This is a genomic window from Mycolicibacterium anyangense (genome assembly GCF_010731855.1).
GTDB classification, from domain to species: Bacteria; Actinomycetota; Actinomycetes; order Mycobacteriales; family Mycobacteriaceae; genus Mycobacterium; species Mycobacterium anyangense.
In genome coordinates this window covers 4,170,120-4,186,154 of record NZ_AP022620.1, presented here as the reverse complement: position 1 = coordinate 4,186,154, position 16,035 = coordinate 4,170,120, and the positions used below count along the sequence as shown (strand labels likewise).

Here is a 16,035-nt window from a genome sequence, read left to right as displayed (position 1 = left end):
ATGACCGTCGCCGTCGCCGTCGGAGCCGAGCTGGCGGCCAGCAGGTGGGGAATCGACTCACCCATCAGCGAGCTCGGCAGTACCCAGGACTGCGTCCTGCGTCTCGACGGCGCCGGCGATGCCCGCGCGATCATGAAACTGTCTCTCAGCGAACGTATCGACGAGGGCGCACTGGATGCCGAAGCCGCCGCGCTGCACCTGCTCGACGAGGCGGTTCCGTGGCTGGCAGTTCCGCTACTACGGCCGGGAGCCGATGGCAACGTCCTGCAGAGTCACGGTCGGTGGACCGCGCGGGTGATGTCGTGCGTCGACGGTGCAGCACTGCAACGAGCTCCGCACTGGCCGCCATCGGCGCTGCGGTCGCTGGGGCGGGTCGCGGGCCAGATATCCCGAGCCCTAGCGGATTTCAGCCACGTCGGGCTGCGCCACTGGCTCGAGTGGGATCCGCGCCACGCGGTAGTCGTGGTCGAGCGACTGCTGCCCGAAATGGTGGACGAGTCAACCCGGACTTTGCTGAGCAGCGCACTGGACGCTCTCACCGAACACCTGCCCGCGGCCGAGGCCGCGGCACTACCCGAACAAGCCGTACACCTGGACCTCACCGACCGAAATGTGCTGGGCGAGTTCGAGGCCGACGGCGCGTTCTATCCGGTGGGCGTCATCGACTTCGGCGACATGGTGCGGACGTGGCGAGCCAGCGAACTGGCCGTCAGCATCCATGCCGCGCTGGGGCGCTACCTGGACGATCCCCTGGCGGCCGCCGCGCCGGTTGTCGATGGTTTCGTGGCCCAGCAGCCCATCACCGAGGTCGAGGCCGACCACCTCTGGACACTCGTGCTCGCCCGGGCGGCGGTGTGTGTGGCCATCGAAAGCACCGAAGCGGCAGATTGTCCCGACAACACCCACGTTCGGGATACCGCGGATCTTGACACCGCTGTCCTGCGGGCGGCCCTGGCGGTTCCGCATCCTCTCGCGCGCGCCGTGCTTCGCGAGCGCAGCGGTCTGCCGGCCTGGCCTGTCGACATCCTCGCGGAGATCACCCACTCGAGCCCCGCCATGATCGTCGATCGGGAGCCCCTTGCCGTCGTCTCTCCGTGGCAGGGAATCACCCTCGACTGCGACAAAGCCGACCACCCTGCGCCGGAGGCGATGGACCTGGGCGTCGCCGTCACCGTCGTAGAAGGCACCGCCGTGCGGGCACCGCTGGACGGCGCGGTCGCCGCCGTCGGTCCGAACTGGCTGACGTTGGACATCCCGCTGCGCACCTCGTCGGTTCACCTGCATCTCGCCGGGGCTCGACCGACGTGCTCGGTGGGCGACATCGTGGCCCGCGGACAACAGGTCGCCGAAGTCCCCGGGCACGCCGGCCCGATCACGGTGCAGCTCGCGGCAGCACCCGGCCTGCCACGGCGGGGCCGCGCGCGGGAACGCGCCGCGTGGACCGCACTGTGCCCGGATCCTGCCGCCCTGGTTGGCATTTCGATTAGTCATCCGGAGGACGCGGACGCCGCTCTCGAAGCGCGTGGTCGGCACGTGGCGGCCGCGCAGAAGCTGTACTACCGCACCCCACCGCAGATCGTGCGAGCACGTGGCCAGTGGATGTTCGATGACACCGGTAGGCGCTATCTCGACATGGTCAACAACGTCGCGATCATCGGGCATTCACACCCCCGCGTGACGGCGGCGGCCACCCAGCAGCTCGCCCTGTTGAATACCAATTCGCGGTTCCTCTACCCGGCCATAGCCCAGTATGCCGATCGGATCGCCGCGACACTGCCCGAGGAGCTGGGCCGCATCTTCCTGGTGAACTCGGGCAGCGAGGCACTGGAAGTCGCACTACAACTGGCCCGCCGGTTCACCACCCGACGTGACGTCGTGGTGCACGAAGGCGCGTACCACGGCTGGACCACCGAGGTTTTCGAGCTGTGCACCATGCCCGGCGATCGACCCAACTGGCGCCACGAACTGGCGCCGTGGGTACACGTCGCCGATGCCCCCGACTGGTACCGGGGCGGGCATGGCCGCAGCAGCGCCCCCTACCTGGCCTCACTGTCCGCCGCGTGCGTCCGGGCGCAGTCCAACGGAGGCCTTGCCGCGTTTGTCCACGAGCCCATCCTGGGTAGCCGGGGCGGAATCATCCCGCCACCCGGCTATCTGGCCGACGCCTACACCGCCGTGCGATCCCACGGCGGCCTGGCGATCGCCGACGAGGTCCAGGTTGGATATGGCCGCACAGGAAAAACATTCTGGGCGTTCGAGAGCCAGCATGTAGTTCCCGATATCGTGGTCGCCGCCAAAGCGGCGGGCAACGGTCACCCGATTGGCTTCGTCGCCTGCCGACCCGAGATCGCCGACGCGTTCGCCGAGCAGGGCTCGTTCTTCTCCACCCCGGGGGGAAGCCCGGTCTCCTGCAGCATCGGCAGCGCCGTGCTCGACGTCATCGCCGATGAAGGCCTCCGGGACAACGCCGACACGATCGGCGAGCACCTTTCCACCCAGCTCGCAAACCTGGCCTCCCGCCACCCCGAGATCGGTGCACTCTACGGGCGTGGCCTCTACCAGGGCATCGACCTGGTGTACGGGGACGGGTCACGCCGGCCGTTGCCCGCCGCTGACGTCGACGCCATCTGCGAGCGGTTGCTGGAGCTGGGCTGCATCGTGGCGCCGACAGGCCTGCTCGGCAATGTCCTGAAGATCAAACCGCCACTGTGTCTGACCCGTTCGGACGCCGACCGCTTCATCGACGCCATCGACCAGGTGCTGAGCGAGCGCCAGGCGTACCGCGAGCTCACCCCCACTCCCTCGGTCCGCCACGACTGGATCTGCGGCGCCTGAACGCATCGCGTCGTCGATCCCAACCCGCACAGACGAAAGGCCTCACCGTGACCACCGACGCAACGCAGACGATCCCTGTCGTCACCAACCCTCGGCATGTCGGCCACCGCCCAAAGGTGGAAGTGCAGTGCGGTCGCCCCATCCCCGCGTTCGACACCGTCGCCCGGATGAAAGCCGTCGAGGACGCGCTGGCATCTCACCCCGGCGTGGAATTCCTTCCACCTCAGGAGGATCCGGCGCTGGGTTCGGTGATCCGCCGGGTGCACGACGCCGACCTCGTCGACTTCCTGGCTCGGGCCTGGGAGGATCTCCCGGCTCCCGATGACGACTTCGAGCTCGTGTTCGCCGACACGTTCTTGCACCCCGGCCTGCACGCCCCGGGAACAACCCCGATCACACCCGAACACCCCGGTGCATTTGGAAAGTACTGCTTCGACACCATCACCGGTATCGGCCCCGACACCTACGACTCGGCAATCGGTTCAGTCGCCGCCGTCATCACCGCAGCCGGTCATACCCTGGCGGGCAGCCCACTCACCCTGGCGCTGAGCCGTCCTCCCGGCCATCACAGCTCGGCCGACGCGTTCGGCGGCGGGACCTACCTCAACAACGTCGCCATCGGCGCGCAGTGGCTCCGCGACCAGGGCGCCGCCAAGGTCGCCATCGTCGATGTCGACTTCCACCACGGAAACGGAACCCAGGCGATCTTCTACGATCGAGCGGACGTGTTCTTCACCTCACTGCACGGCCACCCGCAGCGGTGCTTCCCGTTCTACACCGGATACGCCAACGAGACGGGTACGGGTGCGGGGCTCGGCGCGACGATGAACATTCCGCTTCCCGAAGGCGTTCAGGGACCGGACTATTTGATCGGGCTGGACCAGGCCCTGACGGCCGTCGCCGCTCAAACCCCGGACATCATCATGGTGTCGCTGGGCTTCGACACCTATCGCACCGATCCTGCCGGTGATGCCCAGTTGACCACCGAGGACTACTTCGCCGTCGGACAAGCCATGCGCGAGGTGGGCATCCCGCTTCTGGCCATACTGGAGGGCGGATACTCGGTAGACGATCTCGGCGCCAACATCTACGCGTGGGTGAACGGCGCTGCCGGCGGGACAAGTCCCTCGTAACGAAGGCCAGCACCATCACCAGCAACAGCCCCGCGGGCGATCTACCCGACCTCCCGTCGAGAACACCGCCGAGTCGGCGCGGTGTGGCTCGAAAGAACGCGATCATCGACGCCGCACTGGTGGTCGTCGGCGAGGTCGGCATCGCGGGCCTGTCGATGCGGGTCGTCGCAGCCCAGGCAGGCATTCCGCTCGCTGCTGTCGGTTACTACTTCACCGGCAAGGACGACCTGATCAACGCTGCGTTCGAACGGCACGTCCAGCGTGAGACGGCCCGCGTCACCCGGGCGATCACCCGCATGGGTGACAGCCCAGGTCCCGCGGATCTGGCGGATCGGCTGACCGACTTCGTGGTCACCGGTCTCACGGCAGCCCGCCATCAGTTGTTGGCCGAGTACGAGTTCACCATCGAAGCGGTGCGACGCCCGGTACTGGCGGAGGCATCGGCAGCGTGGCAGGCCATTCTCGGCGCGCAGTTGCAGGCGGTGGTGGAATCGTTGGGGTCACCGCGCCCCAAGGCGGATGCCAGGCTCATCCTGTCAGTCCTGGCCGGCCTCGAAATCGACCATCTATCAACGCCTGTCGAGGTGGCTCAGGCGCAGATGATTTCAGACGTGCTGCACCGCTTGCTGTCTGTTCTCGCACTCACCTGGACGCCAGGTCAGCAGGACGGCAGAAACGGTTCGTAACCCGGAGCGACCAGTGGCCATGGGCGGTACCGTTCCCAGACTTCGGCAAGCGCGATCAACCACAGGTCGCTGCCCCGCGGACCGACCACCTGAAGTCCGAAGGGCACCCCGTCGACGTAGCCGGCCGGCACGTTGAGTGCGGGATGGCCGGTGAGATTCATTGCCGCGGTGTTGAACAGATCGATCGGCATCAAACCGCCCGTGTCCCCGGTGGACCCGCCGACCGGATAAGGCGCTGCGGTCACCGTCGGGGTCAACAGCAGGTTGCCCTCCGCCAACAACTGATCAAGAACCAGTACGCAGTCATTGCGGGCCTGCCGCGCAGCCAGGTATTCCTCCAACGTGACCCCGAGACCCTGATCCACCCAGGCCAGCACCCGGGTGTCGAGAAGCCGCCGCCCCGTGCGCAACAGGTCGGAACCGACGCTGTAGACATCTTCGGCCGCATAGATGGTCGCCCAGATCTCGTCGGCCGCCGCAGGCAGGACTCCGGGCGGCAACCAGTGGGCCTGTCGGTCGACAGCCCTCGCGAAATCCCCCACGGCACTGGTGAATACGTCCTCGACATCGGCGGCCACCGGCTGCTGGCCGGCAACGCGGGTGGTCGCGAACACCTTTCCCAGCGGCCGGGTCGTCCAGCCCGGATCCGGGCCATAGACGCAGGACGGGTCGCCGTACGCCGGCCCGGCGCCAAGCTGCGCCAACAGCCGCAGATCGGCGACCGTGCTGGCCATCGGCCCCGCGCAGGACAGTTCGACAGGCAGGCGGGCGGGACGTGCGCCGACCACACCACTGGTCGGCTTCAGGCCGAGCAGACCGCACAGTGCCGCGGGTATGCGCACCGAGCCGCCACCGTCGGTACCGGTGGCCACCGGGATGAGCCCGGCGGCGAGCGCGGCAGCCGACCCCCCGCTGGAGCCGCCGGGCGAAATCCCGCGCCGCCAAGGATTGTGCGTCGCGCCGAAGACCAGGTTGTCGCTGATCGCCTCCATGGCGAATTCGGACAGATTGGTCTTGCCGACGATGACGGCGTCCGCGGCTCTCAACCGAGCTACCTGTCGGTCATCAGTGAGCGCCGGACCGGCGCCGGCGTGCAGCTTCGATCCGTGGGTCGTGGGCAGGCCAGCCACATCCATGTTGTCCTTGACGAGCACCGGCACGCCGGCGAGCATGCCGAGGGTGTCACCACGAGTCCGCTTGCGGTCGATGTCGTCGGCAGCGGCACGCGCAGCGTCCGCATCGATGCACACGACGGCATTGAGGTCGGCGCTTGCGGCAGTGCGGTGCAGGGCCAGCTCGACCAAGCGGCTCGACGTTAGGTCCCGACGCTGCTGAGCCCGCGACAACGCACCAAGGATGCCCTGCTCACGCAGATCCGGCATATGCTGCGCCCGGCCGGTTCACCCCGACGCTTCGTCGGGCTGACGCTTGGTGAAGTCCGCGATCACGGTTTCGTTGTGGAATTCCAATGCCCGATGGGCGGCGTCGAGGTCTCCCCGCTCGGCGGCCTCCAGAATGTCGGAGTGCCAGGTATCCATGTCGGGATGGTCGACATGCCCGAACAGCATGTAGCGCATGCACATTCGCGTCTCCACCGCCACCGTGTCAAAGGCGTGGATCAATCTGCGGCTACCCGAGGCGTAGACGAGTTCGCGGTGGAACATCAGGTCGAGCTCGTCGGCGCTCTCCCAGTCCTGGGCGAGCAGACTCTTGCGGTACCGGCCCAAGATCTCCCACAGGTGCGAGAACGTCTGCGGTCGCGGATTGCGAACCAGTTCGGTCACCGCCGCGGCCTCCACCGCCCCCCGCAAACGGTAGATGTCGCGGACGTCCTCGTCGGAGAGGATCGGCACGAAGACCCCACGATTGCGCTCGGAGACCAACAGGCCCTGTTCGGTGAGCCGTTTCAGCGCTTCACGCACCGGACCCCGCGATACCTGGAACGCAGCGGCGATCGACGCCTCGGTGAGCTGTTCACCGGGGGTGAATCGGCCCTGCCCCAAGAGATCTCGAAGACGATCGGCGATCACCGCCGTGATGTCCACGGGCTCGATAGGGTTGACGTCGGCAAGCGCCCGCTTGGTTGCCATGGACCTCCATCCTCGTTCTGCGGCCCTGTGCGCCCTCGGCTGCCATCGGGCGTAGTGAGGCGAACACGGATCATACCGCAGCTCAGTGTTACTCTACAGATTGTGGACAATCTGCCATCCTGAAAGGCGCCCATGACCACCTCAGCAGTCGCCGTCGTCACTGGGGCCACCTCAGGCATCGGCACCGAGATCGCCCGCCGCCTCCACGCGGACGGGTTGCGCGTCGTCCTGGTCGGCAGATCCGCAGAACGCGGAACCGCACTGCAGGCCGAACTCGGCGAGCGGGCAACCTTCCTCGCCCACGACCTCACCGCCGACGACGCCGCCGATCTGGTCGTCACCGGCACGCTGGAGCGGTTCGGATCTCTCGACGTGGTGGTGAACAATGCCGCCGTCGACCACACCGGTGACCTGCTGTCGGTGCCCGTCGAGGAGATCCGCAGCACCTTCGAGACCAATGTCGTCGCCGCCATCAGGTTGCTTCAGGCCGGCGCCCGTGCCATGGCCGACGGTAACGGCGGCTCCATCATCAACATCAGCTCCCGGCTGGCGAGCGCAGGAGTAGCCGGCATGGCGATCTACAGCGCCTCGAAGGGGGCTCTGGAAGCGCTGACGCGCTCGGCTGCGATCGAACTGGCGCCGTTGGGGATTCGCGTCAACGCCGTGGCACCCGGCCTGACCCGCACACCGTTGTACGACGATTGGATGGCGACGCTGCCCGACCCGGAACAGGCCGCGCGGGATCAGGTGGCCAGTATCCCCATGGGCAGGATCGCCGAACCCGCCGATGTCGCAGCGGCGGTGTCCTATCTGGCCTCACCCGATGCGCGATACATCACCGGCATCTCACTGCCCGTCGAGGGCGGCTTCCTGGCCCGCTAACGCCCGCGCCGTCCCGATGGACGAGTTGTGGCGACAGGCCCAGCAGGCTACTCTTTGTCGATTGTTCACAATCTACGGAGTGGGATGGTAACGAGATCGTCCGCTTCCCCGGTTCATATCCCCCACCTCACGAAAGAGAAGTGACATGAGCTCAGACAGCACCGGCTCACCCTTTGTCGGTCCGCCCGATTCGGAGGCCATGCCGCGCTTCGCCGGTCTGACGACCTTTGCCCGGCTGCCGCGCGCAGAGGACGTGTCCCATGTCGACGTCGGTGTGTTGGGCGTCCCGTTCGACGCCGGGGTGACGTACCGGCCGGGCGCGCGATTCGGGCCGTCGGCGGTCCGTGAGGCCAGCCGACTCCTGCAGGGCTACAACCAGTTCCAGGATGTCTCACCCTTCAAGGTGCAGCAGGTGGCCGACCTCGGCGACGTCAATGCCAACCCGTTCAACATCGAAGAGGCGCTGACCGCCATCGAACGGCGCGCCAACGAACTCGCCGACGCCGGTACCCGGGTGGTCACCATCGGTGGTGACCACACCATCGCACTACCCATGTTGCGAGCCGTATCCAGAGTCCACGGACAGGTCGCACTGCTGCACTTCGACGCACACCTCGATACCTGGGATACCTACTTCGGCCAGCCCTATACCCATGGCACGCCGTTCCGGCGCGCCCACGAGGAAGGGCTGCTGAGTCGAGAGCACCTGTCACACGTCGGTATTCGCGCCAATCTGCATCAGCAGGCAGACCTTGCCAACGATGCGGAACTCGGATTCGGGATCATCTCTACGGTCGACGTGGCCGAGCGCGGCATCGCCGAGATCGTCGGCGGGCTGAAGGAACGTATCGGCGATGTCCCGGTGTACGTCTCGATCGACATCGACGTCCTGGACCCCGCCCATGCGCCCGGTACCGGCACGCCGGAAGCAGGTGGGCTGACGTCACTGGACATGATCCGGATGCTGCGCGGAATCGCCGACCTCAACATCGTCGGAGCCGATGTCGTCGAAGTGTCCCCCAGCTATGACTGGGCGCAGCTGACCGGGTTGGCCGCCTCGTCGCTGATCTACGAGCTGATCAGCATCTTCGGCACCAAGGCCAAGGGCCACAACTGATGCCGGCACACACCGGAGGAGCCCGCCTGCACCTCACCGTCGACTCCGAAACCGGTGCCGCCGAAGTCGATGTCGATGTGCACTCTGTCTACAACTTCGGCTACGCCGCCAGGGACACCTCCGGCGTTGCCACACACATCGCCGAGCTCCGGGAATTGGGACTGCCCGCACCCACCCGGCTGCCCGCCATCTTCCGGATCCCGCCCGAACGTGCCCAACACACCACCGGACTTCCCGTCTGCGGTGACGACACCTACGGCGAAGTCGAATTCGCACTGATCAACACCCACAGTGGCTGGCTGGTCACCATCGCCTCGGACCACACCGACCTCGACATCGAGAAGGTGGACATGGCCAAGGCCAAGGCAGCCTGTCCCGACGTCATCGGCGACGCCGCATGGCGACTCGACGAAGTGGCCGGACACTGGGACGACTGCGAGCTTCGGCTATGGGGACGCACCGCCGACGGCGCCGAACATCTGATTCAAGCCGGTACGGTGGGGCATCTGCTGGAGCCGGCGGACATGCAACGAATCCTCGCCGAACGCAGCGGGCGTGAGCCTGGTCCCGGGACCGTCATCCTGTCCGGGACCATCGACGGCGCACCGACACCGGGAATGTGCTCCTGGCGCGCGACATTGGCAGATCCGCACCGGGGGCGGACCCTCTCGCTCGACTACACAGTCATCGCCCTCAGTCCGGAGATCTGAACCCGCTGCGAGCCGGGCTCATCCTCGAAAGGATCGGCTACTCATGTCCACCCCCCGCCGCCTCGACGGGCCCGCGCTGTGGCCCGCGCAGGCACACGTTCCCTCAGTTCTCGGTCGGCAGTTGGTGATCGACCGCGGCGCGGGTTCCTACATCTGGACCACCGACGGGCGGCGCCTGTTCGACGGCACCGCCGGGCTGTGGCATGCCAACGTCGGCCACGGCCGGCACGAGTTGGCGCGGGTGGCCGCCGAGCAGATGCAACGGCTGGAGACCTACCACATCTTCGGCCGCTTCGTGAACGACAAGGCGCTGGCCCTCGGGGAGCGGCTGGCCGCGATGTCACCCATCCCGGACGCCAAAGTCATTCTCAACTCGGGAGGGGCGGACTCGATCGAGGTCGCCTGCAAACTGGCCCGGCGGCACTGGCAGCGCGAGGGCAGGTCGACCAAGACGATCGTCCTCAGCCGCGAATACGCCTATCACGGTCTGCACGCCTTCGGCACGAGCATCGCAGGGCTGGACTTCAATCGCGAGGGCTACGGCACCGAGTCGCTGGTGCCCGAGACCGCGCGGATCCCGCTGCATGATCTCGATGCCGCGGCGGCCGTGATCGCCGACATCGGAGCGGAGAACATCGCCGCGCTGGTGACCGAGCCCGTTCTCGGAACCGGGGGCGTGCATCCACCGCGGGAGGGGTATCTGGCCGGGCTGGCTGCGCTCTGTCGTGACAATGACATCCTGTTGATCTTCGATGAGGTCATCACCGGATTCGGCCGTACCGGAACGATGTTCGCCGCCGAACGCTTTGGCGTCACACCCGACCTGCTGACCTTCGCCAAGGGCGTCACATCGGGGTATGCGCCGCTCGGCGGTGTCCTGGTCAGCCAGCAGATCTGGCAGCCCTTCTATCTCGACGAGCGAAACACTCCGATCTTCCGGCACGGAGCAACCTACGCGGGCCACGCCACCGCGGCCGCGGTCGCACTGGCCAACCTCGACATTCTCGATCGCGAAGGGCTGCTCGAGCGCGTCAAAGAACTCGAGGCGCAGCTGGCCGAGGGGCTGGCACGGCTGGATGTCACCCGACCGTCGGTCTCCGAGGTCCGGGTGTGCGGCCTACTGGCCGGGGTGGCTCTCACCGACGACTACGACGCCGTCGCGGTGACCGACGCCCTGCTCGACCGGGGCTTCGTGGCGCGGCCGTTGCGGGGCAACACCGTCCAGCTGAGTCCGCCCTTCATCACCACTGACGCGGAGCTGGCCGAGCTCATCGGCGCCCTCGACGACACCCTGGCCGAACAGGAGCAGAAATGACGACAACGGCCGCGCCACAGAGACATCCGGACCCCGAACGGCTGGCGGCCGCACAGGCGGTGCTGGACGATCTGCCCTCGGCATGGGCCAGATCGACCTTCACTGTGCACGATCCGGCCACCGAAGAAATGATCGCGGCAGTCCCCGACGCCAGTGTGGAACAGGCCCTCGATGCGGTGGCCCAGGCGGACGAGGCCGGACGGCAGTGGGCGGGTAGCCCGCTGCGCGCCCGCGCCGACGTGCTGCGCAGCTGGTATGAGCGGCTGCTGGAAAGTGGCGAGGAGCTTGCGCTGCTGATCACCCACGAGATGGGTAAACCGTTGGCCGAGGCGCGCGCCGAGGTGGCTTACGGAGCCGATTTCGTCCGGTGGTATTCGGAGGAGGCGGTGCGTCCGCACGGCGATTCCCGCGACCTCCCGGCCGGCGGGGCACAGCTGTTGACCCGGCGCTCACCGGTCGGGCTCTCGGTACTCATCACGCCGTGGAACTTTCCGCTGGCCATGGCGACCCGCAAGATCGCACCCGCGCTGGCCGCCGGGTGTCCCGTCATCATCAAGCCCGCCGCCCTGACCCCGCTGACGACGATCCTCGCGGTCGAATTGGCCAGGCAGGCCGGCGTTCCCGAGGGTCTGGTCAAGGTGGTGACCACGTCGTCGGCGTCGGCCTTCTCCGAGGCGGTGCTGCGCGATCCCCGAGTACGCAAGGTGTCGTTCACCGGCTCGACCTCGGTAGGCAGCGCGCTCATGCGCCTCGCGGCGGACAATGTGCTGCGGTCGTCGATGGAGTTGGGCGGGAACGCCCCACTGCTCGTCTTCGACGACGCGGACCTCGACAGGGCGGTCAATGGCGCCTTCGCCGCCAAGATGCGCAACGGCGGTCAGTCCTGCATCGCCGCCAATCGCATGTTCGTGCAGGACGGCATTGCCGACGCCTTCCTGGAAGGGCTGACCGAGAAGATGTCTGCCCTCGTTGTCGGAAACGGCCTGAACGACGGCATCGGTATGGGTCCGCTGATCGACGACCGCGCGGTCGCCACGATGTCGCGACTGGTTGCCGATGCGACGGCGCGGGGCGCCATCGTGGAGACGGGTGGAGTCGAGTTCGACGGCGCCGGTCACTTTTTCGCACCCACCGTGCTCAGCAACGTGCCCAACGATGCCGAGGTGGCCCAGACGGAGATCTTCGGGCCGATCGCCGCGGTTCAGCGATTCCGCGACGAGGACGAGGCCCTCGCCCTGGCCAACGCCACCGAATTGGGCCTTGCCGGTTACGTCTTCACCGAGAGTCTCGACAGGGCACTCAATGTCGCGGATCGGCTCGAGACCGGCATTGTCGGAATCAACCAGGGCGTACCGTCGAACGCCGCCGCACCGTTCGGCGGGATCAAGCAGTCCGGGCTGGGCCGCGAAGGCAGCGCCGAAGGCCTCGAGGAATACCAGAACATCCGGTTCTACAACATCGCTCGCCGCGCCACCCGCTGAGTGCTGAGGCCTGCAGCCGTGGCGCGTGATCAGCGCGTGTGGAAGCCGCGTTCGACGACGGCGGCCAGCAGGTCGACGTAGCCGTCGAGGTCATCGACGACGGAGCGCGGCGGCGGGGTGTAGTTCAGGGCGCGGTGCACCACCGGGCTCAGCGCGTACGCGCCGGCGGTGAGCAGCGTCAGCGCCGCGAAGGCGCGCTGATGCCCAGCGGCAAGTTCGTCGAGCGCTGCCTCGGGCTCGCGACCGGCGCACACCTCGACCGCCGCGGCGAAGTCATCCACCAGATCCGGGCGGTATCGCAGCACCTGATCGATCAGCGTGTCGACAACGCCGGCCTGCGTCGCCGACGGCATTGTCTCCGTCGGCGGGATCAGAACGTCTGCCAGCCGCGCGTAGGCACCTCGCTGCTCGATGGTCAGCATCATGACTCTCCTACGACCAAACCTGTTGCGCGGAGGACGTTTCAGCGAGACGACGGGACGCGCGCAGCGCGATGGCCATGATCGTCGCCGTCGGGTTCACTCCGGTCGACGTCACGAAGACGCTTCCGTCGATGATGTACAGGTTCGGCACGTCGTGCGCGCGGCAATAGCCGTCCACCACCGACGTGGCCGGATCGGATCCCATTCGCGCCGTACCGAGCAGATGCCAGCCACTGTCTCGTACCACCGGGATCGTGTCGAGCGACGTCGCCCCGGCTGCCAGGTGAGCCTCGCTCATCCGGGCCAGGTGGAAGTCGATCATCCGCCTGCTGTTCTCACTGAGGGTGTAGCGCACCTTCGGAGCGGGGATGCCATCGGAGTCGGTTGCTGTGGGGTGCAGCACGATCTGGTTGTGTTCCTCGGGAAGATCCTCGATGGTCACACCCCATTCGGTGTAGCGGCCGAACCGGTTCAATCGCTGATGGAACGACGGACCCATAGTGTCCCGCCAATCCCGGCCCGGCTCCCAGCTGACATGCCTGAGCATCCCCGGTGCCGACATCAGGTTCCACTTGCCCCCGCGCACGAATCCGCGATCGGCGTCACTCTCGTAGAACTGCATCGACTGCAGCGACTGCCCAGTGGGGCCCAGGTGGCTCTCGAGGTCGTCGTCGTAGGTGCCGTAGACCGACGCCAGGGGGTGAATCATGAGGCGCTTGCCCACCAGTCCCGACGAGTTCGCCAGGCCGTCCGGGAAGCGCGCCGACGCGGAATTGAGCAGCAGTCGCGGGGTCCCAATTCCGTTGGCGGCCAGCATGGTGACGCTCGCGGACTGATGCTGGAGCCGGCCGTCACGGTCGACGTACTCCGCGCCGGAGACCAGCCCGGCGCCGTCCACGGTCAACCTACTCACCCGCGCCCCGGTGACCAGCACCGCCCCCGCCGCGATCGCCTCGCGCCAGTGGGTGAGGTCCGTCGTGGCCTTCGCCCCGGTCGGACAACCGGTTTCGCAGGTGCCGTAACGCTGGCATGCGAGACGGTGTTTGAACCCACGCGAGGCGATGGCGTTGGGTCCTGGCCACCAATGCCAGCCGAGTTTGTCCATACCCTTGGCGGCCACCAGCCCGTACTTGCCGATCGGCAGCGGCGGCATGGGAAAGGTGTGCTCGTCGGGATACGCCGGATCGCCGGCAAGTCCCGAGACCCCGACGACGTACGTCAGCTCGTCATAGAACGGCCGCAGATCCTCGTAGGTGAGTGGCCAGTCGTCGGCGACCCCGTCCAGAGACTTGACCCGGAAGTCCGACGGCAGGGCGCGAACCCAGTGTCCCGCATAGAGAATCGTGCTACCGCCGACGCCGTTGAACATCAACGGCTCGATGGGGCTCTCGCTGGCATCGACGGGATAGTCACTGCGGTGCGCGCGCACGTTGGGGCTGAAGTTCCAGTGCTTCAGCCGCGACAACTCCCATTGCGGCTTGCCGCTGGGAAAGTCGTCTGGAATGGTCCAGTCACCCTGCTCCAGGCAGACGACGTGAAAGCCGCGGGTGGCCAATTCGAGTGCGGCGACGCTCCCCGACGCGCCAGCGCCCACGATCAGCACGTCGGCGCAGTCCCGTGCAGCGGTCATCAGCGCCCCCGTCGTCTCGAGAACACGGACACGCGGGCCAGGCCGATGGAGAAACGTCGGCACAATTCCAGATTGTCAACAATCTTGGTGATGCTACCAACCCTGCTGCATGTCCACAAGACAGGCCGGGTGTCACCCCCCGCTCGCCGCATGCCGTGCGGCATTCCCGTTGCCTCACCGGGACAACGGCTCCAGGACCCCGCTGTCGACGCCCGCTCCCGCGTGGCCACCTCGGAGCGCGCCCTGCGGGCTGGCCCACTGCGGCATCTTGTAGATTGTCGACATTCGTGGCGAGAACGGAGTACGCATGACGCTGAGTACAGGAACACCGTCCGGGTTGTCCGGCGGGGTGATCGTGACGGGCGCCGCGCAAGGTATCGGCGAGCGCATCGCGCGTACCTTGCACGCCCGCGGATACCAGGTCTTCCTGGCCGACATCCAGACCGAGAAGGTGGCGGCTGTGGCCGATGACCTCGGCGTCGGGTGGAGCCCGGTCGACATCTGCGACCCGGACAAGACCACGCAGATGGTCGAGAGCGCCATCGCGGCAATGGGCCGCGTCGGTGCCCTGGTCAACGTCGCCGGCATCGACGGTCCTTACCGGGCCAGCGACAAGGTCGACCCCGAGCACTGGCGCACCATCATCGATGCCGACCTCTCCGGCCCGTGGTGGTGCATTCAGAGCGTGCTGCCACATATGCTCGCCCAGGGTGGGGGGCGCATCGTGTCCATTGCCTCGATTGCGGGAGTCATTCCGTGCGAGGGGATTTCGGTGGCCTACGCCGCGGCCAAAGCCGGCGTGATCGGAATGACCATGTCGCTGGCACAAGATCTCGAATCACGCGGAATACTGGTCAATTCCATCGCGCCGGGCGTTATCGGCACCACCGGTGAGCCGATGCCCCCGGGCGAACTCGAGAAGTATCGCGAAGACTTCGCGCTCGGCGAGGGCGGTCCCCAACCGGTGGCCGACGCAGTCGACTACCTGCTGAGCGACAGCGGACGCTGGATCAGCGGAACCGTGATGAACGTGACCGGAGGCTTCTGGCGGGGACGCTGACCAGGCATCAGGACCGCAACGTGGGACAGCCGAGTTGCTCTGCAACAGAGCGGATTCCGTCTGCCGCCGCGTCATGGGTCGTGGTGTGATCGGTGACGATGTGTAACCCGTAGCCGTCTTCGAGCATCGCCAACGTCGTCGCCACGAGGTCATCGCCCAGAACCGGGGCGAAGACTCCACTGCGCCGACCGGCCGACACAATGCCGTGGTAGGTGGCGAACTGGCGCCGATCGAGTTCCTGCACCAACTGTTCATGCAGCGCAGAGGAACCCGCCATCACATCGAGCTCGTAGAGCAGACGCATCAGCGCATCGTCAGGTCCGCTCGGCAGGCCCATCGTGATGGCGACATCGAGAGCCCGGCGCGGATCCTCGATCCCCGAGATCTCCCTATCCCGTTCGTCGCAGAACCGGGCGACGCCCGCGGCGTGCGCCTCGACCAGAAGGGAGTCCAGGTCGTCGTAGTAGTACAGGACGGCACCACGGGTCAGCCCCGCGCGTTTGGCGACATCGGTCAGCGACAGGGCCCGAAGCCCGAGGTCGCCACCGGCGGCATAGGTGGCCTCGATCAGCGCTTCACGCCGTGCCCGTTGATCGCGATGTCGTGCCATCGGTTGACAGTAACGCAAGCGCGTGCCAGCCTTTATCAATTCTTTGACTCGGATGTCAAAGAAT

The 16,035-nt window shown here is 66.9% G+C and carries 15 protein-coding genes; 9 read left to right on the top strand and 6 right to left on the bottom strand.

All coding sequences use genetic code 11. The features are described 5' to 3' along the window. Genes G6N35_RS19860 through G6N35_RS19850 form a run of 3 tightly spaced genes read left to right on the top strand, consistent with a single transcriptional unit; the run spans position 1 to position 4,654 of the window. Positions 1 to 2,835, top strand: coding sequence for an aminotransferase class III-fold pyridoxal phosphate-dependent enzyme (locus G6N35_RS19860; protein WP_246224653.1), 2,835 nt, complete (start codon positions 1 to 3; stop codon positions 2,833 to 2,835). A 47-nt stretch (positions 2,836 to 2,882) separates the two neighbouring features. Further along, entirely contained in the window at positions 2,883 to 3,968 is a 1,086-nt protein-coding gene (locus G6N35_RS19855) for a histone deacetylase family protein (protein WP_163805790.1), read from the top strand. Further along, the gene (locus tag G6N35_RS19850; RefSeq protein ID WP_322790622.1) at positions 3,929 to 4,654 is read left to right on the top strand and encodes a TetR/AcrR family transcriptional regulator; all 726 of its coding nucleotides are present in this window, start codon (positions 3,929 to 3,931) and stop codon (positions 4,652 to 4,654) included. Before G6N35_RS19855 ends, G6N35_RS19850 begins: the two co-directional genes overlap by 40 nt. Here G6N35_RS19850 and G6N35_RS19845 read toward each other — a convergent pair. Further along, positions 4,627 to 5,958 (bottom strand): amidase, encoded by a 1,332-nt coding sequence (locus G6N35_RS19845; RefSeq protein WP_163805788.1) that lies wholly within the window; start codon positions 5,956 to 5,958, stop codon positions 4,627 to 4,629. The genes G6N35_RS19850 and G6N35_RS19845 overlap by 28 nt on opposite strands. Before the next feature lie 96 nt (positions 5,959 to 6,054). Next, entirely contained in the window at positions 6,055 to 6,744 is a 690-nt protein-coding gene (locus G6N35_RS19840; protein WP_163805787.1) for a GntR family transcriptional regulator, read from the bottom strand. 132 nt (positions 6,745 to 6,876) lie between these two features. Between G6N35_RS19840 and G6N35_RS19835 the strand changes: the two genes are divergently transcribed. The 5 genes from G6N35_RS19835 to G6N35_RS19815 all read left to right on the top strand — a co-directional run bounded on the left by G6N35_RS19835 (position 6,877) and on the right by G6N35_RS19815 (position 12,249). Next, positions 6,877 to 7,626 carry an SDR family NAD(P)-dependent oxidoreductase gene (locus tag G6N35_RS19835; RefSeq protein ID WP_163805786.1) on the top strand — a complete coding sequence of 250 codons (750 nt, stop codon included), beginning with the start codon at positions 6,877 to 6,879 and terminating at the stop codon, positions 7,624 to 7,626. Positions 7,627 to 7,771: 145 nt separating this feature from the next. Further along, entirely contained in the window at positions 7,772 to 8,743 is a 972-nt protein-coding gene (gene speB, locus G6N35_RS19830; protein WP_163805785.1) for an agmatinase, read from the top strand. Beyond that, a complete protein-coding gene (locus G6N35_RS19825; protein ID WP_163805784.1) occupies positions 8,743 to 9,453 on the top strand; it encodes a DUF2848 family protein in 711 nt (236 codons plus the stop codon). Before speB ends, G6N35_RS19825 begins: the two co-directional genes overlap by 1 nt. Before the next feature lie 43 nt (positions 9,454 to 9,496). Then, the gene (locus G6N35_RS19820; RefSeq protein ID WP_163805783.1) at positions 9,497 to 10,768 is read left to right on the top strand and encodes an aminotransferase family protein; all 1,272 of its coding nucleotides are present in this window, start codon (positions 9,497 to 9,499) and stop codon (positions 10,766 to 10,768) included. Further along, the gene (locus tag G6N35_RS19815; RefSeq protein ID WP_163805782.1) at positions 10,765 to 12,249 is read left to right on the top strand and encodes an NAD-dependent succinate-semialdehyde dehydrogenase; all 1,485 of its coding nucleotides are present in this window, start codon (positions 10,765 to 10,767) and stop codon (positions 12,247 to 12,249) included. The genes G6N35_RS19820 and G6N35_RS19815 overlap by 4 nt, the downstream gene beginning before the upstream one ends. Before the next feature lie 29 nt (positions 12,250 to 12,278). On the opposite strand, the gene G6N35_RS19810 is transcribed toward G6N35_RS19815, so the two are convergent. From G6N35_RS19810 to G6N35_RS27655, 3 genes are all read right to left on the bottom strand, one after another. Then, positions 12,279 to 12,674, bottom strand: coding sequence for a gluconate 2-dehydrogenase subunit 3 family protein (locus tag G6N35_RS19810; protein ID WP_163805781.1), 396 nt, complete (start codon positions 12,672 to 12,674; stop codon positions 12,279 to 12,281). 7 nt (positions 12,675 to 12,681) lie between these two features. Continuing rightward, entirely contained in the window at positions 12,682 to 14,301 is a 1,620-nt protein-coding gene (locus tag G6N35_RS19805; RefSeq protein WP_163805780.1) for a GMC family oxidoreductase, read from the bottom strand. A gap of 174 nt (positions 14,302 to 14,475) precedes the next feature. Next, positions 14,476 to 14,610 carry a hypothetical protein gene (locus tag G6N35_RS27655; RefSeq protein WP_281357029.1) on the bottom strand — a complete coding sequence of 45 codons (135 nt, stop codon included), beginning with the start codon at positions 14,608 to 14,610 and terminating at the stop codon, positions 14,476 to 14,478. Here G6N35_RS27655 and G6N35_RS19800 point away from each other — a divergent pair. Continuing rightward, a complete protein-coding gene (locus tag G6N35_RS19800) occupies positions 14,609 to 15,361 on the top strand; it encodes an SDR family NAD(P)-dependent oxidoreductase (RefSeq protein ID WP_163805779.1) in 753 nt (250 codons plus the stop codon). The genes G6N35_RS27655 and G6N35_RS19800 overlap by 2 nt on opposite strands. Before the next feature lie 7 nt (positions 15,362 to 15,368). On the opposite strand, the gene G6N35_RS19795 is transcribed toward G6N35_RS19800, so the two are convergent. Beyond that, positions 15,369 to 15,971, bottom strand: coding sequence for a TetR/AcrR family transcriptional regulator (locus tag G6N35_RS19795; RefSeq protein WP_163805778.1), 603 nt, complete (start codon positions 15,969 to 15,971; stop codon positions 15,369 to 15,371). Positions 15,972 to 16,035 lie beyond the last annotated feature (64 nt).